This window comes from Thioprofundum lithotrophicum (assembly GCF_055387065.1).
In genome coordinates this window covers 969,775-992,033 of record NZ_AP042379.1, presented here as the reverse complement: position 1 = coordinate 992,033, position 22,259 = coordinate 969,775, and the positions used below count along the sequence as shown (strand labels likewise).

Annotated in this window: 23 protein-coding genes; 14 read left to right on the top strand and 9 right to left on the bottom strand. The window is 67.7% G+C overall.

Going from position 1 to position 22,259, the window contains the following annotated elements:
* Positions 1-96 precede the first annotated feature (96 nt).
* Genes ftsX through ftsY form a run of 3 tightly spaced genes read right to left on the bottom strand, consistent with a single transcriptional unit; the run spans position 97 to position 2,706 of the window.
* A complete protein-coding gene (ftsX, locus tag ACZ5BH_RS04665) occupies positions 97-1,032 on the bottom strand; it encodes a permease-like cell division protein FtsX (RefSeq protein WP_464890754.1) in 936 nt (311 codons plus the stop codon).
* Positions 1,032-1,709 (bottom strand): cell division ATP-binding protein FtsE, encoded by a 678-nt coding sequence (ftsE, locus tag ACZ5BH_RS04660; protein ID WP_464890753.1) that lies wholly within the window; start codon positions 1,707-1,709, stop codon positions 1,032-1,034. The genes ftsX and ftsE overlap by 1 nt, the downstream gene beginning before the upstream one ends.
* A gap of 19 nt (positions 1,710-1,728) precedes the next feature.
* Positions 1,729-2,706, bottom strand: coding sequence for a signal recognition particle-docking protein FtsY (gene ftsY / locus ACZ5BH_RS04655; RefSeq protein WP_464890752.1), 978 nt, complete (start codon positions 2,704-2,706; stop codon positions 1,729-1,731).
* Positions 2,707-2,833: 127 nt separating this feature from the next.
* Here ftsY and ACZ5BH_RS04650 point away from each other — a divergent pair, with 127 nt between their 5' ends.
* From ACZ5BH_RS04650 to ACZ5BH_RS04625, 6 genes are all read left to right on the top strand, one after another.
* Positions 2,834-4,156, top strand: a complete 1,323-nt coding sequence (locus ACZ5BH_RS04650) for a M16 family metallopeptidase (RefSeq protein WP_464890751.1) — start codon at positions 2,834-2,836, stop codon at positions 4,154-4,156.
* A gap of 15 nt (positions 4,157-4,171) precedes the next feature.
* A complete protein-coding gene (locus ACZ5BH_RS04645; RefSeq protein ID WP_464890750.1) occupies positions 4,172-5,512 on the top strand; it encodes a M16 family metallopeptidase in 1,341 nt (446 codons plus the stop codon).
* Positions 5,513-5,625: 113 nt separating this feature from the next.
* Positions 5,626-5,832, top strand: a complete 207-nt coding sequence (locus tag ACZ5BH_RS04640; protein ID WP_464890749.1) for a DUF2788 domain-containing protein — start codon at positions 5,626-5,628, stop codon at positions 5,830-5,832.
* Positions 5,833-5,844: 12 nt separating this feature from the next.
* Positions 5,845-6,429: a 16S rRNA (guanine(966)-N(2))-methyltransferase RsmD gene (gene rsmD, locus ACZ5BH_RS04635; protein ID WP_464890748.1), complete on the top strand. Its 585-nt coding sequence runs from the start codon at positions 5,845-5,847 to the stop codon at positions 6,427-6,429.
* A gap of 30 nt (positions 6,430-6,459) precedes the next feature.
* Positions 6,460-6,939: a pantetheine-phosphate adenylyltransferase gene (coaD, locus tag ACZ5BH_RS04630; protein ID WP_464890747.1), complete on the top strand. Its 480-nt coding sequence runs from the start codon at positions 6,460-6,462 to the stop codon at positions 6,937-6,939.
* A gap of 54 nt (positions 6,940-6,993) precedes the next feature.
* Complete coding sequence (locus ACZ5BH_RS04625) at positions 6,994-7,242, top strand: YfhL family 4Fe-4S dicluster ferredoxin (RefSeq protein WP_464890746.1); 249 nt, start codon at positions 6,994-6,996, stop codon at positions 7,240-7,242.
* Positions 7,243-7,371: 129 nt separating this feature from the next.
* Here ACZ5BH_RS04625 and petA read toward each other — a convergent pair whose 3' ends face one another.
* Positions 7,372-8,001, bottom strand: coding sequence for a ubiquinol-cytochrome c reductase iron-sulfur subunit (petA, locus tag ACZ5BH_RS04620; protein ID WP_464890745.1), 630 nt, complete (start codon positions 7,999-8,001; stop codon positions 7,372-7,374).
* 167 nt (positions 8,002-8,168) lie between these two features.
* Between petA and ACZ5BH_RS04615 the strand changes: the two genes are divergently transcribed.
* The 6 genes from ACZ5BH_RS04615 (at position 8,169) to ACZ5BH_RS04590 (ending at position 13,995) form a co-directional block, all read left to right on the top strand.
* Positions 8,169-8,699, top strand: coding sequence for a DsrE family protein (locus ACZ5BH_RS04615; RefSeq protein WP_464890744.1), 531 nt, complete (start codon positions 8,169-8,171; stop codon positions 8,697-8,699).
* A gap of 13 nt (positions 8,700-8,712) precedes the next feature.
* Positions 8,713-9,624, top strand: a complete 912-nt coding sequence (locus ACZ5BH_RS04610) for a sulfurtransferase (RefSeq protein WP_464890743.1) — start codon at positions 8,713-8,715, stop codon at positions 9,622-9,624.
* Between the two features lie 2 nt (positions 9,625-9,626).
* Positions 9,627-10,832, top strand: a complete 1,206-nt coding sequence (locus tag ACZ5BH_RS04605; protein WP_464890742.1) for a YeeE/YedE family protein — start codon at positions 9,627-9,629, stop codon at positions 10,830-10,832.
* Positions 10,833-10,947: 115 nt separating this feature from the next.
* The gene (locus tag ACZ5BH_RS04600; RefSeq protein WP_464890741.1) at positions 10,948-11,760 is read left to right on the top strand and encodes a DUF4396 domain-containing protein; all 813 of its coding nucleotides are present in this window, start codon (positions 10,948-10,950) and stop codon (positions 11,758-11,760) included.
* A gap of 62 nt (positions 11,761-11,822) precedes the next feature.
* Entirely contained in the window at positions 11,823-13,484 is a 1,662-nt protein-coding gene (gene ggt / locus ACZ5BH_RS04595; protein WP_464890740.1) for a gamma-glutamyltransferase, read from the top strand.
* Positions 13,485-13,632: 148 nt separating this feature from the next.
* The gene (locus ACZ5BH_RS04590; RefSeq protein WP_464890739.1) at positions 13,633-13,995 is read left to right on the top strand and encodes a hypothetical protein; all 363 of its coding nucleotides are present in this window, start codon (positions 13,633-13,635) and stop codon (positions 13,993-13,995) included.
* A gap of 212 nt (positions 13,996-14,207) precedes the next feature.
* Here ACZ5BH_RS04590 and mutM read toward each other — a convergent pair whose 3' ends face one another.
* The 5 genes from mutM to ACZ5BH_RS04565 form a co-directional block, all read right to left on the bottom strand.
* The gene (gene mutM / locus ACZ5BH_RS04585) at positions 14,208-15,023 is read right to left on the bottom strand and encodes a bifunctional DNA-formamidopyrimidine glycosylase/DNA-(apurinic or apyrimidinic site) lyase (RefSeq protein WP_464890738.1); all 816 of its coding nucleotides are present in this window, start codon (positions 15,021-15,023) and stop codon (positions 14,208-14,210) included.
* Positions 15,024-15,096: 73 nt separating this feature from the next.
* Entirely contained in the window at positions 15,097-15,996 is a 900-nt protein-coding gene (locus ACZ5BH_RS04580) for a DUF4340 domain-containing protein (protein ID WP_464890737.1), read from the bottom strand.
* On the bottom strand, positions 15,993-17,429 hold the full coding sequence (locus ACZ5BH_RS04575; protein WP_464890736.1) for a GldG family protein: 1,437 nt from the start codon (positions 17,427-17,429) through the stop codon (positions 15,993-15,995). The genes ACZ5BH_RS04580 and ACZ5BH_RS04575 overlap by 4 nt, the downstream gene beginning before the upstream one ends.
* Before the next feature lie 7 nt (positions 17,430-17,436).
* Positions 17,437-18,195, bottom strand: coding sequence for an ABC transporter permease subunit (locus ACZ5BH_RS04570; protein WP_464890735.1), 759 nt, complete (start codon positions 18,193-18,195; stop codon positions 17,437-17,439).
* Positions 18,192-19,139, bottom strand: coding sequence for an ABC transporter ATP-binding protein (locus ACZ5BH_RS04565; RefSeq protein ID WP_464890734.1), 948 nt, complete (start codon positions 19,137-19,139; stop codon positions 18,192-18,194). The genes ACZ5BH_RS04570 and ACZ5BH_RS04565 overlap by 4 nt, the downstream gene beginning before the upstream one ends.
* 67 nt (positions 19,140-19,206) lie before the next feature.
* On the opposite strand from ACZ5BH_RS04565, the gene ACZ5BH_RS04560 reads away from it, so the two are divergent.
* Both ACZ5BH_RS04560 and ACZ5BH_RS04555 read left to right on the top strand, forming a co-directional pair.
* Positions 19,207-20,259, top strand: coding sequence for a GGDEF domain-containing protein (locus ACZ5BH_RS04560; protein WP_464890733.1), 1,053 nt, complete (start codon positions 19,207-19,209; stop codon positions 20,257-20,259).
* On the top strand, positions 20,256-22,235 hold the full coding sequence (locus tag ACZ5BH_RS04555; protein ID WP_464890732.1) for a hydantoinase/oxoprolinase family protein: 1,980 nt from the start codon (positions 20,256-20,258) through the stop codon (positions 22,233-22,235). Before ACZ5BH_RS04560 ends, ACZ5BH_RS04555 begins: the two co-directional genes overlap by 4 nt.
* Positions 22,236-22,259: the final 24 nt, after the last annotated feature.

Here is a 22,259-nt window from a genome sequence, read left to right as displayed (position 1 = left end):
GGTATTACAAAAAGCTAGTCGATGGCGTTTCCGTTGGCAAGTTCGACAACGTTGTGCGGAAACGGTTTCCCGGCCGCTTTGTTTGCGCGTTCCGAATCAGGCCGGCTCGATTTCCCGCAGATGCCGGCCCACGGCCAGCCAGGAGCCGGCCAGGCCCAGGCCGATGCCGGTGGCGAGCAGGGTGAGGAGTTCCCCGCCGCCCAGGCCGGCGAGGCGGAAGGGGCTCTGGTAGAGCCCGGCCAGGCGTTCCACCGGGCCGGCCAGGGTCCACAGGGCCAGGCTCACGAGCAGGGCGGCGATCAGGCCGCCGAACAGGCCGTACCAGAAGCCGGTGTAGAGGAAGGGGCGGCGGATGAAGGCGTCGGAGCCGCCCACCAGCTTCATCACCACGATCTCCTGGCGGCGGTTCTGGATGGCCAGACGAATGGTGTTGCCCACCACCAGCAGCACGGCGAGGCCCAGCAGCAGGCCCAGCACCAGCACGCCGCGGCGCACCAGCGCCATGATCACGTACAGGCGCTTGACCCACTGCATGTCGAGCTGGGCCAGCTCCACCGGCCCGTACTGCTTCAGGTGGGTCAGGAGCCGTTCGGCCGCCTCCGGGGTGGCGGCCGCCGGGGCAGGGGTGACGATCAGCACCGGCGGCAGGGGGTTCTCGTCCAGGGCCTTGAGGGCGTCGCCGAAGCCCGACAGGCGTTCGAATTCGGCCAGGGCCTTCTCGCGGGGGAGGTAGTCCACCGCCGCCACCTGGGGCAGGCGGCGCAGGGTGGCGGCCAGGCGGCGGGCCCGCTCGTCGCCCACGTTGCGCTTGAGGAACAGGGAGATCCGCGAGGCGCTGTCCCAGCCGCCGGTGAGCTGCTGCACGTTGTCCAGCAGCACGTGCAGGCCGGCGGGCAGGGCCAGGGCGATGCCGATCACCGCCGCGGTCATCAGGCTGGCCAGGGGCGCGCGGGCGAGCTGGCCGAGGCTGTAGAAGAACACCTGCAGGTGGCGCAGCAGGTGCACGCGGGCGGCGGTCAGGGGGGCGGCCATCAGGCGGCGGCTCCGGGCGCCGTGTCGCCCACCAGGCGGCCTTCGCGCAGGGTCAGACGGCGGTAGGGCAGGGTTTCGATCAGGGCGATGTCGTGGGTGGCCACTAGCACGGTCACGCCCACCCGGGCGAAGTCCTCGAAGATGCCCATGATCTCGCGTGACAGTTCCGGGTCCAGGTTGCCGGTGGGCTCGTCGGCCAGAAGCAGGGGCGGCTTGTGGACCACCGCGCGGGCGATGCCCACCCGCTGCTGTTCGCCGCCGGAGAGGGTCACCGGCATGGCTTTTTCCTTGCCCAGCAGGCCCACCTTGTCGAGCGCGGCGCGCACCCGCTTGCCGATCTCCCGGTGGGGCAGGCCGGCGATGACCAGCGGCAGGGCCACGTTGTCGAACACGCTGCGGTCGAACAGGAGCTGGTGATCCTGGAAGACGATGCCGAGCTGGCGGCGAAATGCCGGGATCCGCCGGCGTGCCACGCGGGCGGTGTTCTGGCCGTTGATCAGCACCTGCCCGCGGGTGGGCCGCTCGAGCAGGGCGATGAGCCGCAGCAGGGTGCTCTTGCCGGCCCCCGAGTGGCCGGTGAGAAAGGCCATCTGGCCGCGGGGCTGGTGGAAGCTGACGTCGCTGAGGGCCTCGTGGCCGCCGGGATAGCGCTTGAAGGTGTTGGCGAAGCGGATCATGCGGCGGCAGGTGCGCGGCTCATTTGTCGTCGGCGTCGAACAGGGCTTCGACGAATTCGGCGGCATCGAAGGGGCGCAGATCGTCGATGCCCTCGCCGATCCCGATGAAGCGGATGGGGATCCCCAGCTCGCCCGCGATGGCGAAGATCACGCCGCCCTTGGCGGTGCCGTCGAGCTTGGTGAGGGTGATGCCGGTCACGCCCACCGCTTCGTGGAACTCGCGGGCCTGGCGCAGGGCGTTCTGGCCGGTGCCGGCGTCCAGCACCAGCATCACCTCGTGGGGCGCGTCCGGGTCCAGCTTGCCCATCACCCGCTTGACCTTCTTCAGCTCTTCCATGAGGTTGGACTGGGTGTGCAGGCGCCCGGCGGTGTCGGCGATCAGCACGTCGATCCCGCGGGCCCGGGCCGCCTGCAGGGCGTCGTAGATCACCGAGGCGCTGTCGGCACCGGCATGCTGGGCGATCACCGGCACGCCGTTGCGCTCGCCCCAGGTCTGGAGCTGCTCCACGGCGGCGGCGCGAAAGGTGTCGCCGGCGGCCAGCATCACCGACAGGCCGCCGTTTTGCAGCTTCTTGGCCAGCTTGCCGATGGTGGTGGTCTTGCCGGCGCCGTTGACGCCCACCATCAGGATCACGAAGGGGCGCTGCTCGCCGATCTCCAGCGGCCGGGAGACCGGTTCGAGGATCGCCAGCATCTCCTGCTTCAGGGCCTGGTAGAGGGCTTCGGGATCGGCCAGCTCCTTGCGCGAGATGCGCGTGGTGAGATCGTCGATGATCCGGCGGGTGGTCTCCACCCCCACGTCGGCGGTCAGGAGGCGGGTCTCCAGTTCCTCCATCAGCGCGTCGTCGAGTACCTTGCGGCCCCGGAACAGGCCGGCCAGGCCGCCCGTGAGGCCGGAGCGGGTGCGCGCGAGGCCGGCGCGCAGGCGCGCCAGCAGGCCCTTTCGCTCCGCGGCGGGCTGTTCGTCGGCGGTTTTCTTGCGGCGGAAACTAAACATGAATCGCTGTGTCTATTGCGGAGCGTGCCCGATGCACGGGCACGCGACGGGTTCGGCAGATGGGGTATCCTACCATTTCGCCGCGATCCTGCGCAGAACAACAAGACCACAGCCTCCGGAACCGTCCATGCTCAAGAAACTGCTGCTTCTCTGCCTGCTCCTGCCGGGCTTCGCCGTCGCCCAGGTACACGAATACCGTCTCGACAACGGTCTGAAGATCCTGGTCAAGGAGGATCATCGCGCCCCGGTGGTGGTGGCCCAGATCTGGTACAAGGTGGGCGCCAGTTACGAGCACCTGGGGATCACCGGCATCTCCCACGTCCTCGAGCACATGATGTTCAAGGGCACGAAGCGGCATCCGGCCGGCGAGTTCTCGCGCCTCATCGCCGAGAACGGCGGGCGCGAGAACGCCTTCACCGGCCGGGACTATACCGCCTACTTCCAGCAGCTCGAGAAGAGCCGCCTGGCGGTGAGTTTCGAGCTGGAAGCCGACCGCATGCGCAACCTCACCCTGCCGCCGGCGGAATTCGCCAAGGAGGTGAAGGTGGTGATGGAGGAGCGGCGCATGCGTACCGAGGACAAGCCCACCGCCCTGACCTACGAACAGTTCAATGCCGCCGCCTTCGTCTCCAGCCCCTATCACAATCCCATCATCGGCTGGATGGCGGATCTGAAGAGCCTCACGGTGGACGATCTGCGCGCCTGGTACCGGCGCTGGTACGCGCCCAACAACGCCACCCTGGTGGTGGTGGGCGACGTGGAACCGGCGGCGGTGCTGGCCCTTGCGCGCAAATACTACGGGCCGCTCGAACCTTCGCAACTGGCGCCGCCCAAGCCACGCACCGAGATGGAACAGAAGGGGCCGCGCAAGATCGTGGTGCGGGCGCCGGCCAAACTGCCGTATCTGCTCATGGGCTGGCAGGTGCCGGTGCTCAACACCGCCGCGGACGATAACGAGGCCTACGCGCTGGAGGTGCTGGCCGGGGTGCTGGCGGGGGGCGACAGCGCCCGCCTGCCGCGCGAGCTGGTCCGCGGCTCCCAGATCGCCGCCGACGCCGATGCCGGTTACGATCTCTATGCCCGCCAGCAGAGCCTGTTTCTGCTCGACGGCACCCCCGCCGAGGGCCACAGCGTGGCCGAGCTGCGCCAGGCCCTGCTGGAACAGGTCGAACGCCTCAAGCGCGAGCCGGTGAGCGAGGCGGAGCTGGCCCGCATCAAGGCTCAGGTGGTGGCCGGCAAGGTCTACGAGCAGGACTCGGTCTTCTACCAGGCCATGCAGCTCGGGATGCTCGAGACCGTGGGCCTCGGCTGGCGCAAGCTGGACGAATATCCGCAAAGGATCCGCGCCGTCACGCCCGCCCAGATCCAGGCCGTGGCGAAGAAATACCTGATCGCGGATCACCTGACCGAGGCGGAGCTCGAGCCGCTGCCCCTCCCCAGCCACGAATAACCGGGAACTCCGACCATGCGCCTCTTCCGACTGCCCCTCGTTCTCGCCAGCCTGCTCCTGATCTCCGCCTGCGCGGTCACGCCGTCTGCCGCCCCGCCCCGGGCGAAGAGCGAAGGCCCCCGGATCCAGGCGTGGCACACCGCCAACGGCGCCCGCGTGCTCTACGTGCGCGCGCCGCAACTGCCCATGTTCGACGTGCAGGTGGTGTTCGACGCCGGCAGCGCCCGGGACGGCGACCAGCCGGGCCTGGCCAGCCTGGTCAACGCCATGCTCGATCAGGGCGCGGGCGACTGGGACACCGATACCCTGGCCGAGCGTTTCGACAGCGTGGGCGCCCGCTTCGGCAGCAGCGCCGGACGCGACATGGCGAGCCTCAGCCTGCGCAGCCTCACCGAGCCCGCCCTGATGGAAAAGGCCGTCGCCACCCTGCAGGCCATCCTCGTCTCGCCCCGCTTCCCGCCCAGGCAACTGGAGCGGCTGCGCCGACAGATCCTGATCGGCCTCAAGGCGGATGAACAGTCGCCCGCCACCCTCGCCAGCAAGGCCTTCTATCGCGCCGTGTACGGCAACCATCCCTACGCCCATCCGGTCGCCGGCACGCCCGCGAGCGTCAAGGCCATCCGCCGGCAGGACGTGCAGCGCTTCTACCGGCGTTTCTACGTGGCGAAGAATGCCCTGGTGGTGATCGTGGGCGATCTGGATCGCCCCGCCGCCGAGCGGCTCGCCGAACGTCTGGTCGGCCGCCTGCCGCAGGGCCGGAAGGCCCCACCCCTGCCGCCCGTGGCCAGGCTGGCGAAGGCGCAGGAGGTGCGCAAGGACTACCCTTCCACCCAGACCACGATCCTGGTGGGCCAGCCGGGCCTGCGCCGGGGCGATCCCGACTATTTCCCCCTCTATGTGGGCAACCACATCCTCGGCGGCAGCGGCTTCAGCTCGCGGATCCTGAAGGTCATCCGTGACGAACACGGGCTGGCCTACAGCGCCTACAGCTATTTCGCGCCCATGCGGGTCGAGGGACCGTTCATCATGGGGCTGCAGACGAAGAACGCCAGCCGCGAGCAGGCGCTGGCCCTGCTGGAGAAGACCCTGCGCGACTTCCTGGCCGAGGGACCCACGGCGAAGGAACTGACCCACGCCAAGAAGAACATCACCGGCGGCTTCCCCCTGCGCATCGACAGCAACAGCGACATCGCCGGTTACGTGGCCATGATCGGTTTCTACGATCTGCCCCTCGACTACCTGCAAACTTTCAATGCCCGCATCACGGCCGTGACCGCCGAGCAGATCGTGGCGGCCTGGCGCCGGCGCATCGCTCCCGATCACATGGTGACCGTACAGGTGGGCAAGGGGCTCTGACCGGCTGTTGAAAAAGGGGGGTTTTCAACAGCCGGTCAAGCGGCGGGCATGCCGCCGGTGGCGGCGGCTTTCCATGCTAAAATGTCCGGGTTTTTCCTGCCGGACCCGCGCACATGCAAATCACCGACGAGATGCTCACCGAATACGGCCTGCCCATCGGGCTGATCGTGCTGATGAGCTACATGGCCTTCATCGTCTGGCGGCTGGGGAAGGACTCCAATGCCGGCCGTTTCGGCATGTTCGTGCTCTTTCTCGGGCTGATGGTGGGGGTGCTCGGGTTTTCCATCAAGTTCATCATCAAGTTCTTTCTCACGCACTGATCCACAACGCCCATGGCCGCGCAGCGTAACCGGATCCGGATCATCGGCGGACGCCACCGGGGCCGGAAGCTCGCCTTTCCCGAGGTGCCCGGTCTGCGTCCCACCCCCGATCGGGTGCGCGAAACCCTGTTCAACTGGCTGATGCCGCATCTGCCCGGCGCCCGGGTGCTGGATCTGTTCGCCGGCAGCGGCGCACTGGGTTTCGAGGCGCTCTCGCGTGGCGCCGCGGAGGTGGTGCTGGTGGAAGCCGATGCGGCCGCGGCCCGTCGGCTGGACGAGAACCTGCGATTGCTGGGCGAGACGGCGCGGGCGCGGGTGGTGCGGCACGACGCCCTGCGCTACCTGGCAGGATCGGCGGACAAACCCTTCGACATCGTGTTCCTCGATCCGCCCTACGCCGCCAAGCTGTGGCCGGCATGCATCGCGGCGCTGGAAGACGGGCACTGGCTGGCCGATCCGGCCTGGATCTACCTGGAAGCACCGGTGACTCGCGGCACGGCCGCCTTGCCCGAACTGCCCGCCAACTGGGAAATGCACCGTGAAAAACGCGCGGGCCAGGTGGGCTATCATCTGTTGCGCCGGCAGGGGCCGGGTTAGAATCTGCCCGAGTCCATCTGCGAGCCTGCCATGTCCATCACCGCCCTCTATCCCGGCACCTTCGATCCCCTCACCAACGGGCACACGGATCTCGTGCAGCGGGCCTCGCGGCTGTTCGATCGGGTGGTGGTGGCGGTGGCGGCCGTCTCCGGCAAGCAGCCGGTATTCAGTCTTGACGAGCGGGTGGAACTGGCCCGAGCGGCCCTGGCCGGGATCCCCAACGTGGAGGTCTGCGGCTTCGATACCCTGCTGGTGGAGTTCATGCGCGAGCGCGGCGCCCAGGTGATCCTGCGTGGCCTGCGCGCAGTGTCCGATTTCGAATACGAGTTCCAGCTCGCCAGCATGAACCGCCATCTCGCCCCGGAAGTGGAGACCGTGTTCCTGACCCCCGCCGAGCAGTATTCCTTCATTTCCTCCTCACTGGTGCGGGAAATCGCCAGCCTGGGCGGTGACATTTCTGCCTTCGTCCATCCGGCGGTGGCGGCTGCGCTGAATAGAAGATTGCGCTAATATATGGGGCTCCTTCCCGCCCCCGAGGGCATCGCTGAACCGAGGTCTTTCATCATGTCCCTGCTGATTACCGACGAGTGCATCAACTGCGACGTCTGCGAGCCCGAATGCCCCAACGAGGCCATCTCGCAGGGCGACGAAATCTACGAGATCGATCCCAACCTCTGCACCGAATGCGTCGGTCACTACGACGAACCCCAGTGCATCGAAGTCTGCCCCGTGGACTGCATCATCAAGGATCCGGACAACGAGGAAACCGAAGACCAGCTCCTCGCCAAGTACAAGATCCTGCAAAGCGCCTGATCGGGCGTTCCGTCTTGCATCCGGTCCGGCGGACACGCCGGACCCCTTCCGTTTTCTCCTCCATGCCGGTCTTTGGCCGCCGGTCGCGGATTTTCCGTTCGCCGCTTCACGGCGTTGCCGCGGGGAGATTCACCAGACCTTCGGTGACCAGTTCCGTTCGCCGCCATCGGTGGTCTCGCCGATGCGCACCGTGGTTTTGCTGACGAAGAAATAGGGCGGTACGGGCAGGTTCAGTGGTGCCGGCATGAACCTGTAGACCCGCCCGGCCAGATCGTAGCGGGAGCCGTGGCAGGGACAGTAGAAACCGCCGAACCACTCGGGGCCGAGATCCGCGGGCTGGAGATCGGGGCGGTAGGTCGGCACGCAGCCCAGGTGGGTGCAGATGGCGACCACGATCAGCACTTCCGGCCGCAGGGAACGGTGCCAGTTGGCGACCTGGTCACTGAACTGCTGTGGCTCGCGAGAGTCGGGGTCGCGCAATCGGGCTTGAAGTTTTTCGTCGTGCAGGCGGGCAACCTGTTCCGGTGTGCGGTGCAGCACCCAGACGGGCCGGCCCCGCCACAGTACGGTGATGAGTGCGCCAGGTTCGATCCGATCCACGTCCACTTCGATCGGCGCGCTGGCGGCGGCCACCTTCGCGCTGGGATTCATGCTGCCGATGAACGGAATGCTCGCCGCAGCCAGGCCGCCGGCGCCGATGACCGCCGTGGCGGCCGTGAGAAAACGGCGGCGGCGCATGTCGATGTTTTCCGTTTGCATGGTTCTCCTCCGCGCAGGGATGTTTCCCGATGTCGTGAGTATGCGCCCTTGCGCCCGACACATGTCAAGAAACGGGTATGAACGTCAGTGCAAGGCGCAGCTTGCCTGTTTCGAGCGTGAATGGACTATGATGATTGCAGATGCCTGCGGAACGTGGAGGCAAAGCGATGCATGCAGAAGCGGATCGATTGAAGCGTTGCCACAAGGCCTGGTGGCTGGTGCTGAGTCTGCTGCCGGGCATGGCGTTCGCGCGGCAAGGCGTCGAAGGCACCGGCATGCCGGCACCGATGGTGCGCCAGGACGTGCGTGTGGTCTACGACGTGAGCCACGACGATCGGGAAGCCGGCATCGGCAAGGCGCTGTTCTATGCCCGGGGCCTGATTGCCGCCTACGTGAGCCTGGGCGTGCCGCGCAAGGCGCTGGACATTCATCTGGTCTTGCACGGCGCCGCGGCCTACTGGGCGCTGAACGAGGATGCCTTCCAGCGTGAACGCGGCGATCCCTTCGCCTTCAATCCCAACGAGAAGATCATCGAGAAACTGATCGCCGACGGCGTGCACGTGGAAGTCTGCAACGCCAGTCTCAAGGCCCGGGGCTGGACGGCGGAGGATCTGCTGCCGGGTGTGTTGCGGGTGCACGACGGTTATACCCGAATCATCGATCTGCAGCTCAGAGGCCATGCCTATCTCTATTTCTGAATCGATGCGCGCGATGCGTGGCCGCGTCTTCCTGGCCGCGTGGCTCCTGCTGCCGGCCAGCGTGCTGGCCGTGAACGTGCCGCCGCGGGTCGATGCCGCCTGGCTGCAGGCCCATTTGCAGGCCGGGAAGCTGGCCATCGTCGAGATCTCCAGCGAGAGCAGCTACGTCTTCGAGGGTCACATTCCAGGCAGCGTGGTCAGCAACAAGAGTGCCTGGCGGGAACAGGCGGCGGATGGCGCCCTGGTCCACCTGCCGGTGTCCCGGCTGCAGGCGCGCCTGCGCGCCCTGGGCGTGAACGACGACGATGGCGTGGTGATCTATTACAAGGGCAACGACACCGACGAGATCCTTGGCGCCTATTATCTCTTTTGGCTTCTGCACCTGCTGGGGCATCCCAACGTGGGCATGCTCGACGGCGGCTGGCAGGCCTGGCGGGATGCCGGCGGGCCGGTGGCCGAGGAGGAAACGCCGCGGCGCAAGGGCGATTTCGTGGCCCGGCCTCTGCTGGCCCTGGAGGTGGGGACGGATGAACTGGCCCGGATCCGCGAAGCGTATCTGCTGGTGGACGGGCGGCCCGCCGCGCATTTCGCCGGGCGCAGCAAATTCGCCGCCAACCCGAAGAAGGGCCGGATCCCCGGCAGTGTCAATCAGCCCTGGCGGGATTACGTGCGCCGCAGCCGGGAGGGGCGCTGGTACGTGGTGCCGCCGGACGTGCCGCCGTTGCTCCGGCGCCTGGGCATCTCGCCGGGCCAGCCAATCCTGCTGACCTGCCTCGGGGGGACGGGGGCGGCCTTCAATTATGCCGTGTTCTATGCCGCCGGTTACCACAACCTGCGGGTGCACGATGCCGGTTTGCGGCGCTGGAACCTGCGGAACCTGCCGCTGGTGAATCCCGCCGTCTCATCGGCCGGGAAGGGGAGGTGAACATGTTGCCGGAAATCTATCTGCAGTGGCTGGCCTGGGGATTCGGGATCGCCGTCCTCCTGGGGGCCGTGGTGAACCGGACCAACTTCTGCACCATGGGTGCCGTCTCGGATCTGGTGAACATGGGGGATACGGGCCGGATTCGGGCCTGGGTGTTCGCCATCGCCGTGGCCATGCTGGGCGCGTGGATCCTGGAAGCCAATGGCATCGTGGATCTGAACCGGACCATGCCGCCCTATCGGACCGCCAACTTCGACTGGCTCCGTTACCTGCTGGGCGGCACCCTGTTCGGCATCGGCATGACGCTCTCCGGGGGCTGTGTGAACAAGACCCTGGTGCGGATCGGTGGCGGCAATCTCAAGTCGCTGGTGGTGCTGCTGTTCGGCGGCATCATGGCCTATCTCATGACCATGACCGATTTCTATCATTACGCCTTCCATGTCTGGATCAATCCCACCAGCGTCGAACTGACCCGTTACGGCATCGACAGCCAGGCGATCCCCCGCCTCCTGGCCGCCCTGTTCGGCACACGCGATGCCGGCCTGTTTCATGCCCTGACCAGCGGTCTCCTGATTCTGCTGTTGCTGGTCTGGGTGTTCCGCTCACGGGATTTCCGCCGCCGCCCGGCAAACCTCGTCGGCGGCGGCACCGTCGGCCTGCTGGTGGTGGCGGCCTGGTATCTGACGGGCGGCCCCTTCGGTCAGACGGTGATCGAGGAAGTGGGATTCATGGACGTGCCGCCACGCGGGGTCGGCGTGATGTCGCTGACCTTCGTCAATCCCATGGGGCAGACACTCAACCTGCTGCTGCATCCTGCCGATCTCACCCTGCTCACCTTCGGGGTGGCCATTCTCACCGGGGTTATCGTCGGGGCGCTGATCGACTCGTTGCTGGCGGGACGCTTCCGGATCGTGGGTTTCGTCTCCTGGGGCGATTTCTGGCGGCACGTGGCGGGCGGGATCCTCCTTGGCACCGGTGGCGTCCTGGCCATGGGTTGCACCATCGGCCAGGGCGTGACCGGTCTTTCCACCCTGGCGCTGGGATCGGCGCTGGCCTTTGCCGGTTTCGTGTTCGGTTCCGGCCTGACCATGAAATACGAATATCATCGCCTGCTGGACACGGCAGGACGCCGCTGGCTGGGCACCCTGCTGGTGGCGCTGGCCGATTTCTTCCGTTCGCTGCGCCCGGCGCCCGAATCGGCAAGCTGACAGGCTGTTGAAACACCCCGTTGTGCGGCAGTGATGCAGGTCGGCTCTGTTGGGCTTGCGCCGCCCTGCAATCGCGTGTCGCAACGATTTTGCGACGAATGACGAGGAGAAGAAGATGCTGAATGGGGTGATGCTGCTGTGGTTCCTGCTCACTGGCCTGTCGGTGCTGTTCGTGGCCGTGGACAGCCTGCGCACTCCCGAATCGCCGGTGCTGAAATGGGCCTTCATTCTGTTCACGGCCTATACCGGTCCCGTTGGCGCCTTTCTCTACGTGCTGGGCTGCCGCGAACCCTTGCCGGGACTGCATGCCCAGTACACCGCCACGCTCTGGCGCCAGACCCTGGGCTCGACCATGCACTGCGTGGCCGGCGACGGGCTCGGGATCCTGGTGGGGGCCGTGATCGGGGGGCTCGTGGCCTTGCCCATGCCGGCCGAGATCGCCCTCGAATACGGGCTCGGTTTCGGCTTTGGCTGGGTCATCTTCCAGGCCCTGTTCATGCAGGCCTCGGCCGGAGGCAGTTTCACTCGCGCCCTGCGCAACACCTTCATCCCGGAACTCGTCTCCATGAACTACCTGATGGGCGCGATGATGGTGGTGATGACCTTCGGCGCCAAGTGGCTGCCGGAGAGCCGCGATCCCACCGGCCCCGTGTTCTGGTTCGTCATCGCCATGGCGCTTCTCAGCGGTTTCGTCACCGCCTGGCCGGTGAATGCCTGGCTGGTTCGCCGGGGTCTGAAGCACGGCATGATGACCGTGCGCCCGCCGGGCAGTCACGAGGCGCCGGCCGGGGGGCACGGGGAACATGGCGGTGGTCATGGCGGGCATGCCGGCCCGGCCGTCACATCGGGCGAGGTGGCCTTCCAGGTCGTGCTCTCCTTCCTGGTGCTGGGGGCGGGGCTGGCGATCGCGCTTTCGCTCGGGCATTGATCCCGCTGGCTGACACCTGATCCGGGCTGGGGTAATCTCTCGGCTTGCCACGGGGAAGCGCCATGTGCCGATTGCGCCGGATTTTCTGTCTGCTCTGGATCGTCGTCGTTCTGCCTGCGCAGGCGGGGGAAGGGCCGCGCCTCGGGGCCATCGCGTCTGCCCATCCCCTGGCCACGCGGGCCGGCTTCGAGATCCTCGAAGCCGGCGGCAATGCCTTCGATGCGGCGGTGGCGGTAAGCGCGGCGCTGGCCGTGGTGGAACCCTACTCCTCGGGATTGGGTGGCGGCGGCTTCTGGCTGCTGCAACGGGCCGGCGAGGCCCGGGCGATGATGCTCGACGGGCGCGAGACGGCGCCGGGGGCCGCCCACCGGGACATGTATCTGGACGCGCAGGGCGAGGTGATTCCCGGCGCCTCGGTGAACGGGCCGCTGGCGGCCGGGATCCCGGGCGTGCCGGCGGCGCTGGACTACCTGGCCCGGCACTACGGGCGCCTGCCCCTGGTGAAGACCCTGGCGCCGGCCATCCGGCTGGCCGAGCGGGGCTTCACGGTTACCGGGCACTACCGGCGCATGGCGGCCTTTCGCCTGGAAGCGCTGCGCGCCTCGCCCGAGGCGTCGCGGATCTTCCTGAAGGAAGGCCGGGTGCCGCCCCTGGGCTACCGAATTCGCCAGCCCGATCTGGCGGCCACCCTGCGCAGTCTGGCGGCCCGGGGGCGCAAGGGGTTCTACCGGGGGCCGGTGGCGCGGCAGATGGTCGAGGCGGTGCGCGCCGGCGGCGGTATCTGGACGGCGGCCGATCTCGCCGGCTATGAAATCCGCCTGCGCGAGCCGGTGGTCTTCACCTGGCGGGGCTGGCGGATCACCGCGGCCTCGCCGCCTTCATCGGGTGGGGTGGCGCTGGCAACCATGCTCAACATGCTCGAGCACGACGATCTGGGCGCGATGCCCGCGTGGCAGCGAGTGCACCTGATCGTGGAGGCCATGCGCCGGGCCTATCGGGATCGGGCCGAGTTTTTGGGGGATCCCGATTTCGTCGAGATACCCGTCGCACGATTGGTTTCCAAGGCCTATGCGAAGTCCCTGCGGGCCGGTATCGATCCCGTGCGGCCCACGCCCAGCGATGCCCTGGCATCTCCCGGCGGGGCGGGTCGGCACACCACCCATTTCTCCATCCTCGATCGCGAGGGCAACCGGGTGGCTGCCACGCTCAGCATCAACTATCCCTTTGGCTCCGGTTTTGTCGCGCCCGGCACCGGCGTGCTGCTCAACGACGAGATGGACGACTTCTCCGCTAAGCCCGGCGTGCCCAACGTCTACGGGCTGGTGGGGGCCGAGGCCAACGCCATCGCCCCGGGCAAGCGCATGCTCTCGAGCATGACGCCCACCTTCGCCGAGTCGTCCCACACCCTGGCCCTGCTCGGTACGCCGGGCGGCAGCCGGATCATCACCATGGTGCTGCTCGGGATCCTGGCCCTGGAGGAGGGCGCCGATCCCCGCGCCGTGGTGGCCCGGCCCCGCTTCCATCACCAGTATTTGCCCGACGTGATCCAGATCGAACGCGGCGCGCTGGCGCCGGCCGTGCGCAGGAAGCTGGAGGCCATCGGCCACCGGCTGCGGGCATTCGACCCCTGGGGCAACATGCAGCTGGTGGTACAGAGCCGGCGCAGCGGGGAGATGCGCGCCGCCAGCGATCCCCGCGGCGAAGGTTGGGCCGAGGTGCGTTGAGGGTTTCCGGAATCGTCGATCCCGTCGGCTCCTTGGATTGTTTGATCCAGATCAATGAATGCAAGGGGCTTCCCGTTCCGGAGCTGCTAGTTTCGGATTAGATGTATTCAGTTTCGATTCCGAAGCGGGCGCTTCGGGGAGGTCAAGCATGAACCTGATCGACACGATCCGCGGGCCGGAATCCAAATACGATCCGAGCCTGCCTTATACCTACGAGGCACGGGTGACGGTGATCGAAGGGGAGGATCTGGTCAATTCCTACTTTGCCGACACCATCTGCGGCCTGGTCGACTATCTGGAGGCCGAGGGCATCTCGCCAGAGCAGGTGGAAATTCTGGAGATCTACCAGGGCGAGGAAGACGTGATCCCACCGGATCTCTACTGCGTCGACAAGGCGGCCTGGCGGCATCGTCCGGAAATCTGCCGGACCTTCAGTGAGCACTATCCGGGCCACATCGACGAGGGCACTTGCTCCTTCCGGGATCGGGACCGGCAGGGCATCGGGCCATAGCGGGCGGGTTGTTGCCAGGCCGCACCGTATCAAAAGCCCCATTCGGAGCGAACCTGGCGCGCCGGATCAAGGCGCGTTCCTCCGCTGACGGTCACGAAATGGGTCGCGTGCGTATCGAGCCGTGTCGGGTATTCGCAATGGCCATTTGGGCCCTCTCCCCGCATGCGAGGGAAAGAGAGGGTCGTGTCCGGTTCGGCTTGCAGGTTGGTCTCTTACCGCTGGCAGGCCGGGCAGTAGTAGCTCGAACGCTGGCCGATGGTTTCCTGACGAATGGTGGTGCCGCAGCGGGGGCAGGGTTCGCCTTCACGGCCATAGACGTGCAGCTGGCGGGCGAAGTAGCCGGGGCGGCCTTCGCTGTCGGTGAAGTCGCGCAACGTGGTGCCGCCGGCGTTGATGGCGGCGGTGAGCACCTCGCGTATGGTCCGGGCCAGGGTGTCGTAACGGGCGGCCGAGATGCGCCCGGCCGGCCGGCGCGGATGGATGCCGGCCAGGAACAGGGCTTCGCTGGCGTAGATGTTGCCCACGCCCACCACCACCTTGCTGTCCATGATGAAGGCCTTCACGGCCAGCCGGCGGCCGCGGCTGCGTTCGTGCAGATGGGTCCCGTCAAAATCCACTTCCAGGGGCTCCGGGCCGAGTTCGGCCAGCAGCGGATGGCGGGCCGGATCGTCGCGGGTGTAGAGCACGGCGCCGAAGCGGCGGGGATCGGTCAGGCGCAGGCAGCGGTCGCCGCTGAAGGCGATGTCCACGTGATCGTGTTTCCCCGGCGGCGTGCCGCAGGGCACGATGCGCAGGCTCCCGGACATGCCCAGGTGCAGGATCAGGCTGCCTTCCTCGAAGTCCAGCAGCAGGTATTTGCCGCGCCGGCGCACCGCCTGCAGAATCTGCCCGGCGAGCGTCTGGCCCAGTCCTTTGGGTATCGGCCAGCGCAACTGCCGCTGGCGGACCACCACGCCGGTGACCTGGCGGCCCTCGAGATGGGGTGCGATGCCCCGGCGGGCGGTTTCGACTTCGGGGAGTTCGGGCATTGAAATCAGTGGAAAGAGGAAAGGGGAAAGAGGAAGGAAGTGATCTTCCGTAGGAGCGGCGATGGCGCCGCTCCTACGGGGTGTCTTTCGTCTCGGTTTCGGGTTTCTCGGCTTTTTCCGGTTCGGGCAGTTTGCGCAGTTTTTCCGCGTTTTCCCTGGTCACCTGCCAGGCGAGTTTTACGTCGTCGCGCAGGAAGTAGACGTCGTCGTCTTTCTCGATGAGGGTGAAGCGCAGGGGGCTGTCCTGGCCTTCGAGCCACACTTCCACCGTGCCGGCGGGTTGGCCTTCCGGCAGCTTGTCCTTCGGCCTGACGTCGAAGGCTTCGGTGGTACGCCAGGCGTTGACGAGGTCGAGGCTGGCGTCGGCCGACAGATCGGGCCGCGCGGGCTCCCGTTGCCACTTGCCGTCCTGCAGGGTCAGGGTGAGGCCGGGCAGCACCAGCCTGACGGGATTGGCCCCCGGCGGCAGCAGGGCCGTGTCGACGAAGGATTCGGGGGTGGCGGCGATCTGGTAGTAGTAGGTGTCGACGATGGTGTGCAGATCCTCGCCGATCCGGACGTAGCGCTGCTGGGAGAGCGGCTCGGTGCCGCCGAAGTCGATGGTCAGTTCGCCGTCGAAGGTGACCGAGGCGCGCGGCTTGTCGAGGCCGAACTTGGCCAGATCCAGGCCGGCGAGATCGTGCCGGCTGCGGCTGTCGGTATCCAGCAGGCGCAGCACGCCCTGCACGCGGAAGTCCTTCGCCGGCAGGTTCCAGGGGCGGGTCAGCCACCAGCGCCCCTGGCGTTTTTCCAGTTCGATCACGTCCTTCTCGCCACGCACCAGTTTCAGGTGGGTGACGGCCTCGGGGTCGAGGGTGGTGAGCGGCTGCGGTTTCGGTTCCGGCGTCTTGCCCGGTTCGAAGATCACGATGGCGACCAGCACCGCCACCAGCGCCAGCAGTCCCAGGTTGAGCCACAGCCGCGAGCGCATCATTGGCGGCGCCTCCGGATCCAGATGGTCAGCCCCGTGCCGAGCAGCAGGCCGGGCAGGCCGAAGAGGAAGAACAGGCCGAGCACCGACCAGGTGGACTCGCTCAGGGTCAGGCGGGTGTCGGGGGCCGAGCGCGAGGGGATGGCGATGAAGGCGTCGTCATGGCTCAGCCAGTTGACGATGTTGAAGCCCATGTCCTGGTTGCCCTGGTTGCCGAGGAAGGCATTGGACAGGAAGTCGCCGTCGCCGACGATCACCACCCGCTGTTCGGGTTGCGGTTCCGGCTTGTCTTGCGGGGTGACCGTCTTGCCCTTGCCGTCCTTCGCCTGCGTGTCACCGGTTTCGGGCAGCTTGCGCGACATGGCCAGGCCCACGGTCAGCGGCCCCGGCGTTTCGTCGCCGCCGTCATAGGCGATGGCGCCCTTGAGCGGGCCGGTTTCCGACCAGCTGCGTTCCACGGTGAGCAGGAACTGGGTGTACTGCCAGGGGCGCTCGTCGTCCTGGTTGGCCTTGGCCAGGAAACGGATCCCGGCCGCGCGGGGGTAGATGGTCATGTAGCGGAAGTCGCGGGTGATGGCGTGATCGCCGTAGCGGGTGATCACCACGAAGGAGGGATCGGGGATGCCCAGCATCTGGGTGCTGGGATCGACGATCAGCCCCTTCACGAAATCCACGTGCAGGGCCTTGGCGAGATCGGCCAGCCCGTGCAGGGGGCCGGGATCGTGCAGCCACAGCAGGTTGCCGCCCTTTTCCACGTATTCGCGGATGAGCTTCACTTCGCCCGGCAGGTAGTCGGTCTGCGGGCCGGCGATCACCAGCACCGCGGTGTCTTCGGGGATCGTCGGCGACTGGTTCAGATCCAGCGTCTCGCCCTTGAGGCCCTTGCTCTCGAGAAAACGCATGAAGCTGCCGTAGTCGTGATTGGCGCGGCCGCCGGGGTCGCGCTCGCCGTGGCCGCGCAGGAAGACGATCCGGCGCTCGCCGCTGCGCAGCAGCCGTTGCAGGGTGTTGGTGAGACTCTCCTCGGTGGGCCGGGTGACGTGCTCGCTGCGGTTGCCGTAGCTGACGATCAGTTCGCCGTCCACCGTGACCTGGAGCTGGCGCACCTTGTCCGGCTCGGTGTCGGGATCGATGAACTCGAGCCTGATGTCGGGTTTGACGGCCTGGTAGCGGGCGATCAGTTCCTCGATCTTGCGCCGGGTGGGGGCCAGATCGGTGTTGCGCGCCACGGCCACGATGGTGACCGGTTCGGGGATCCGCTTGAGCAGTTCGACGCTGGGTTCGGCCAGGGTGTTGCGGCCGTTGGCCGTCCAGTCGGCCTCGAAGCTGTAGCGGTGGGAGATCCAGGCCAGCAGGCCGATCACGGCCAGGAACAGCACCAGGAACAGGCCGCTTTGCAGGCGGTATTGCCAGCGGGTCTTGGGGGTGATTTCCATGGCGGTCTCAGTGTTGCAGTCGGTCGGCATCCAGGCGGCGGATGCCCAGAACCAGGAAGACGGTGATGAACAGCAGGTAGTAGGCCACGTCGGCGGTAGAGAACACGCCCCGGGCCAGGGCCTCGAAATGGCGCAGCAGGGACAGGTAGGTGAGCAGGCCGGAGGCTTCGGGATTGCTGACCTTGTCGCCGGCCCAGTCGATGATCCACAAAAGCAGCAGGGCGCCGAAGCTGCTCACCGCGGCCACCGTGGGCTGCACGGTGAGGCTGGAGAGGTACAGCCCCAGGGCGGCGAAGCTGGCCACCAGCAGCAGCGTGCCGAGCACGATGGCGGCGAAGTGACCCATGTCCAGCGTACCGGCGCTCAGCAGCGACAGGGGCATGAGGGTGATGAGACCGGTGAGGATGAGGAAGAAGGCGGCCACGCCCAGATACTTGCCCAGGATGATCTCGGTCATGGAGACCGGGGCGCTGAACAGCAGGGCGATGCTGCGGTTGCGTCGCTCTTCGCTGATCAGGCGCATGGTCATCAGCGGCACCACCATCATGAAGATGAAGCCGGCGCTGCCGTACAGGGGGGCGACGATGAGCTGGGTGGCGCCGGGGGCGTTGTCGATGAGCGCCAGTTGCGGCTGGAACTGGATGAAGTCCTGCACGTGGGCCAGGAACAGGTAGGCGAGGATGAACTGCACCACCGCCAGGACCGACCAGGCCAGCGGCGAGAGGAACAGGCTGCGCAGTTCCCGCAGGGCCAGGGTTCCGATCATGCGGCGTCCTCCACGGCGTGTTCCGAACTGGTGATGTCGATGAAGATCTGTTCGAGGGTCTTGTGTTCCGGGGTCAGCTCACGCAGGCCCCAGCCGCCGCTGACGGCGGCCTCGGCGAGGCGCGGCGCCGGCGCGGCGCCGGCCGCGTGATGCAGGCGGAAGCGGCCGTCGCCGAGATCCTCGGCCCGTTCGACGCCGTCGATGGCTTCGAGGGCGGCGACCGGGGGCGGGGCATCGAAGGCGACCAGCAGGGTGGTGGTGTCCATGCGCCGGTTGAGGTTCTCGATGCTGTCGCTGAACACCAGCCGGCCCTGGTTGATGATCTGCACGCGATTGCAGGTCATCTGCACTTCGGGAAGGATGTGGGTGGAGAGGATGACGCCGTGTTCCGCGCCCAGATCCCGGATCAGATCCCGGATCTCGCGGATCTGGATGGGGTCGAGCCCCACGGTGGGTTCGTCGAGCACCACCACCGCCGGGCTGTGGATGATGGCCTGGGCGATGCCCACCCGCTGCTGATAGCCCTTGGAGAGGTTGCCGATCAGGCGCCGTCCCACCGCTTCCAGGCCGCAGCGGGACTTGGCCCGTTTCACGGCTTCGGCCACCTTGTCGCGGTGGATGCGGTTGAGGCGGGCGCAGAAGCGCAGGTACTCGTCCACCGTCAGCTCCCGGTAGAGGGGCGGCTGCTCCGGCAGGTAGCCGATTTCGGCCTTGGCGGCCTTCGGCTGCTCGAGCAGATCATGCCCGGCGATGTGCACCCGCCCCGCACTGGGGGCCAGGTTGCCGGTGATGATCTGCATGGTGGTGGACTTGCCGGCGCCGTTGGGGCCGAGAAAACCGAGCACTTCGCCCTTTTGCAGGCTGAAGCTCACGTCCTGCACGGCCTGGAGCTGGCCGTAGTGGCGGGAGACATGTAGTACACTTACCAGAGGCGTATCCGTCATGGGCGTCCTGTGCTCCGGAAAGTTGCGGGAAGGTGACGACCGGCTCCGGGTCGTCGCCGGGAATTATATGAATTATTCATTGTGTGACAAGTACGGGTTCGATGAAATCGGACGTCGCCGGCGGATCGAACTGTTCGGCTTCCAGGCGGGCGATCACGAACTGGCCGGTCAGTTGCATGCGCAGGTTATCACACCCCATGGTGCCCGCATCATCGATGCCTTCTACGACTATCTGCTCACCCGCCCCGAAACCGCGCTGTTTCTCGATGGCGGACGCAAGGTGCCGCAGCTCAAGGTCACCCATGCCGGTTATCTCGACACGCTGGGCATCGCTTTCGACAGCGCCGACTACTTCGAGAACCGCTTGCGGGCGGGCATGGCCCATGCCCACATCGGCATGCCGCTGAGTCTTTACCTGGCCGCCTATCGCCTCCTGGAAGACCTGATCCTCGACCACTTTCCGGACGAATGGTTCCGCGAGTCGGCGACAGGTCTGACGGTGAGCCGGTTTCTCGGTCGCATCATCAAGCTGGACATGAGCCTGGCCATCGAGATCTATCACCAGTTCCAGATCCAGGATCTGATCCGCTCGGTGCACACCCTGGCCGACGAGAAGGAACGACTGTCCCGGCAGGTGCGGGTCGATTCGCTCACCGCGCTGGCCAGCCGGCGGCATCTGGACGCGGTGCTCGCCAACGAAGTGTCGGTGGCGCGCCGCGGCGGCCAGCCGCTGGCCGTGGCCATGGCCGATCTCGATCACTTCAAGCGCGTCAACGACGAACTGGGGCACCTGGTGGGCGACGAGGTGCTCAAGGAAGTGGGCCGGCGCCTGGAGGCGGCGGTGCGGGGGCGCGACATCGTCGGCCGCTACGGCGGCGAGGAGTTTCTGCTGGTGCTGCCAGCCAGTTCCCTCGAGACCGGACGCCAGGTGGCCGAACGGGTGCGCGAGCGGATCCGCTCGGCGCCGGTGCAGGTGGGCGAACACCGCATTCCGCTGACCGTGAGCCTCGGCGTGGCGGCCCTGGCAGACGACGAAACGCCCCAGGCCCTGCTGGCGCGGGCCGATGAAGCCCTCTACGCGGCCAAGCAGGCCGGACGCGATCGGGTCGTTGCCGCATGACGGTGCTGCTTGGCATCGACACCGGTGGCACGTTCACCGACTTCGTCCTGTGGCGGGACGGTGCGCTCGTCACCCACAAGGTGCTCTCCACCCCCGCCGCGCCGGAGCAGGCCATCCTGCAGGGGCTGGCCGAGCTGGGCCTGGCCCGCGAGGCTCCGCGCATCGTGCACGGCTCCACCGTGGCCACCAACGCGGTGCTCGAGGGCAAGGGCGTCAGATGCGTGTTCGTGACCAATCGCGGCCTGCGGGACATGCTCACCATCGGCCGCCAGACCCGCCGCGAACTCTATGATCTGCAGCCGCCGCCGCTCGCACCGCCGGTGCCCCGTGACGACTGCCTCGAGACCGGCGGCCGCCTTGGCCCGGCCGGCGAGACCCTGGAAGACCTGAGCGAGGCGGATCTCGAGGCGCTGGTTGCGGCCGTGCGCCAGCGCCGGCCCGAGGCGGTGGCCATCAACCTGCTCTATGCCTGGCGGGACGAGCGCTTCGAACGGCGCATCGCGCAGGCCCTTGCGTCCGCCCTGGGCGACGCGCTGTTCGTCTGCCGTTCCTCGGAAGTGCTCCCCGAGTTTCGGGAATACGAACGGGGCATGGCCACCTGGCTCAACGCCTACGTGGGACCGCTGGTGGACGGCTATCTGCGGCGCCTGAAGGCGGGCCTGCCCCCGGAAGCCGGGCTTTCCGTGATGCAAAGCTCGGGCGGCACCATCGACGCCGCCCAGGCCGGCCGCCAGGCGGTGCGCATGCTGCTCTCGGGGCCGGCCGGAGGCCTGGCCGCGGCCCGCTTCCTGGGCGAACTCACCGGCCGCGAGCGGCTGCTCACCTTCGACATGGGCGGCACCTCCACCGACGTGGCCCTCATCGAGGGCGAAATCCGCCTGACCATCGAGGGGCGCATCGCCGGCTGGCCGGTGGCGGTGCCGATGGTCGACATGCACACCATCGGCGCCGGCGGCGGTTCCCTGGCCTGGGTGGACGCCGGCGGCCTGCTGCAGGTGGGTCCCGAGTCGGCCGGCGCCGATCCGGGCCCGGCCTGCTACGGCCGCGGCGGCCGCCGCCCCACGGTCACCGACGCCAACCTGCTGCTGGGCCGCCTGCGCCCCGAGGCCTTCCTCGGCGGCGGCATGCGGCTGGACGCGGCGGCGGCCCGCGAGGCCATGGGGGCGCTGGCGGCAGAGCTGGACATGCCGCCGCTGGCCGTGGCGGAGGGCATCGTGCGCATCGCCAACGAACACATGGCCCATGCCCTGCGGGTGATCTCGGTGCAGCGGGGCATCGATCCGCGGGATCACACCCTGGTCTCCTTCGGCGGGGCGGGCGGCCTGCACGTCTGCGCCTTGGCCGAGGCGCTGGGCATGCGCCACGCCATGGTGCCCATCCATGCCGGGGTGCTCTCGGCCCTGGGCATGCTGGTGGCGCCGCGGGCCCGGGAACGCTCCCGCAGCCGCATCGCCCCCCTGGCGAGCCTCGACGCCACGGAACTGGCCGCGCTGTTCGCCGAACTGGAAGCGGCCGGCCGCGCCGAGCTGCGGGCCGAGGGCGTGGCGGAAGACGAGATCGGCGTCTCGCGCAGCCTGGATCTGCGCTACCAGGGCCAGTCCTGGACCCTCAACGTGCCCTGGACGAATCCCGCCGGCAGCGAAGCGGCCTTCCACGCCCTGCACGCGGCCCGTTACGGCCACCGCCTGGCGCGGCCGGTGGAGCTGGTCAACCTGCGCGTCTCTCTGCGCAGCCGCCAGGCCCCGCCGGTCCTGCCCGAACGGGCGGCCTGCGCCCCGGGCACGCCGGCCGAGCACGTCAGCCTGGCCGGGCACGACGGCCCCGTGCCCGTCTGGCCACGCGACACGCTGGCGCCCGGCCAGGTGATCACCGGCCCGGCTCTCATTACCGAAACCGTCTCCACCACCTGGCTGGCGCCGGGCTGGTCGTGCGAGATGGAGGCCTACGGCAATTTGCTGCTGGAACGAAGCGCGTAGGCCACAGCCTCCCGCGGGACCACG

What these genes read in the sequence shown, in the direction of transcription:
- ACZ5BH_RS04575 (WP_464890736.1), bottom strand. Translation starts at nt 17,429, where the DNA reads ATGGAAATCACCCCCAAGACCCGCTGGCAATACCGCCTGCAAAGCGGC.
- mutM (WP_464890738.1), bottom strand. Translation starts at nt 15,023, where the DNA reads ATGCCCGAACTCCCCGAAGTCGAAACCGCCCGCCGGGGCATCGCACCC.
- ACZ5BH_RS04610 (WP_464890743.1), top strand. Translation starts at nt 8,713, where the DNA reads ATGCGTGGCCGCGTCTTCCTGGCCGCGTGGCTCCTGCTGCCGGCCAGC.
- ACZ5BH_RS04615 (WP_464890744.1), top strand. Translation starts at nt 8,169, where the DNA reads ATGCATGCAGAAGCGGATCGATTGAAGCGTTGCCACAAGGCCTGGTGG.
- ACZ5BH_RS04605 (WP_464890742.1), top strand. Translation starts at nt 9,627, where the DNA reads ATGTTGCCGGAAATCTATCTGCAGTGGCTGGCCTGGGGATTCGGGATC.
- ACZ5BH_RS04590 (WP_464890739.1), top strand. Translation starts at nt 13,633, where the DNA reads ATGAACCTGATCGACACGATCCGCGGGCCGGAATCCAAATACGATCCG.
- ACZ5BH_RS04570 (WP_464890735.1), bottom strand. Translation starts at nt 18,195, where the DNA reads ATGATCGGAACCCTGGCCCTGCGGGAACTGCGCAGCCTGTTCCTCTCG.
- ftsE (WP_464890753.1), bottom strand. Translation starts at nt 1,709, where the DNA reads ATGATCCGCTTCGCCAACACCTTCAAGCGCTATCCCGGCGGCCACGAG.
- coaD (WP_464890747.1), top strand. Translation starts at nt 6,460, where the DNA reads ATGTCCATCACCGCCCTCTATCCCGGCACCTTCGATCCCCTCACCAAC.
- ACZ5BH_RS04645 (WP_464890750.1), top strand. Translation starts at nt 4,172, where the DNA reads ATGCGCCTCTTCCGACTGCCCCTCGTTCTCGCCAGCCTGCTCCTGATC.
- ggt (WP_464890740.1), top strand. Translation starts at nt 11,823, where the DNA reads ATGTGCCGATTGCGCCGGATTTTCTGTCTGCTCTGGATCGTCGTCGTT.
- ACZ5BH_RS04640 (WP_464890749.1), top strand. Translation starts at nt 5,626, where the DNA reads ATGCAAATCACCGACGAGATGCTCACCGAATACGGCCTGCCCATCGGG.
- ACZ5BH_RS04555 (WP_464890732.1), top strand. Translation starts at nt 20,256, where the DNA reads ATGACGGTGCTGCTTGGCATCGACACCGGTGGCACGTTCACCGACTTC.
- ACZ5BH_RS04625 (WP_464890746.1), top strand. Translation starts at nt 6,994, where the DNA reads ATGTCCCTGCTGATTACCGACGAGTGCATCAACTGCGACGTCTGCGAG.
- ACZ5BH_RS04580 (WP_464890737.1), bottom strand. Translation starts at nt 15,996, where the DNA reads ATGATGCGCTCGCGGCTGTGGCTCAACCTGGGACTGCTGGCGCTGGTG.
- ACZ5BH_RS04650 (WP_464890751.1), top strand. Translation starts at nt 2,834, where the DNA reads ATGCTCAAGAAACTGCTGCTTCTCTGCCTGCTCCTGCCGGGCTTCGCC.
- petA (WP_464890745.1), bottom strand. Translation starts at nt 8,001, where the DNA reads ATGCAAACGGAAAACATCGACATGCGCCGCCGCCGTTTTCTCACGGCC.
- rsmD (WP_464890748.1), top strand. Translation starts at nt 5,845, where the DNA reads ATGGCCGCGCAGCGTAACCGGATCCGGATCATCGGCGGACGCCACCGG.
- ACZ5BH_RS04600 (WP_464890741.1), top strand. Translation starts at nt 10,948, where the DNA reads ATGCTGAATGGGGTGATGCTGCTGTGGTTCCTGCTCACTGGCCTGTCG.
- ACZ5BH_RS04565 (WP_464890734.1), bottom strand. Translation starts at nt 19,139, where the DNA reads ATGACGGATACGCCTCTGGTAAGTGTACTACATGTCTCCCGCCACTAC.
- ACZ5BH_RS04560 (WP_464890733.1), top strand. Translation starts at nt 19,207, where the DNA reads ATGAATTATTCATTGTGTGACAAGTACGGGTTCGATGAAATCGGACGT.
- ftsX (WP_464890754.1), bottom strand. Translation starts at nt 1,032, where the DNA reads ATGGCCGCCCCCCTGACCGCCGCCCGCGTGCACCTGCTGCGCCACCTG.
- ftsY (WP_464890752.1), bottom strand. Translation starts at nt 2,706, where the DNA reads ATGTTTAGTTTCCGCCGCAAGAAAACCGCCGACGAACAGCCCGCCGCG.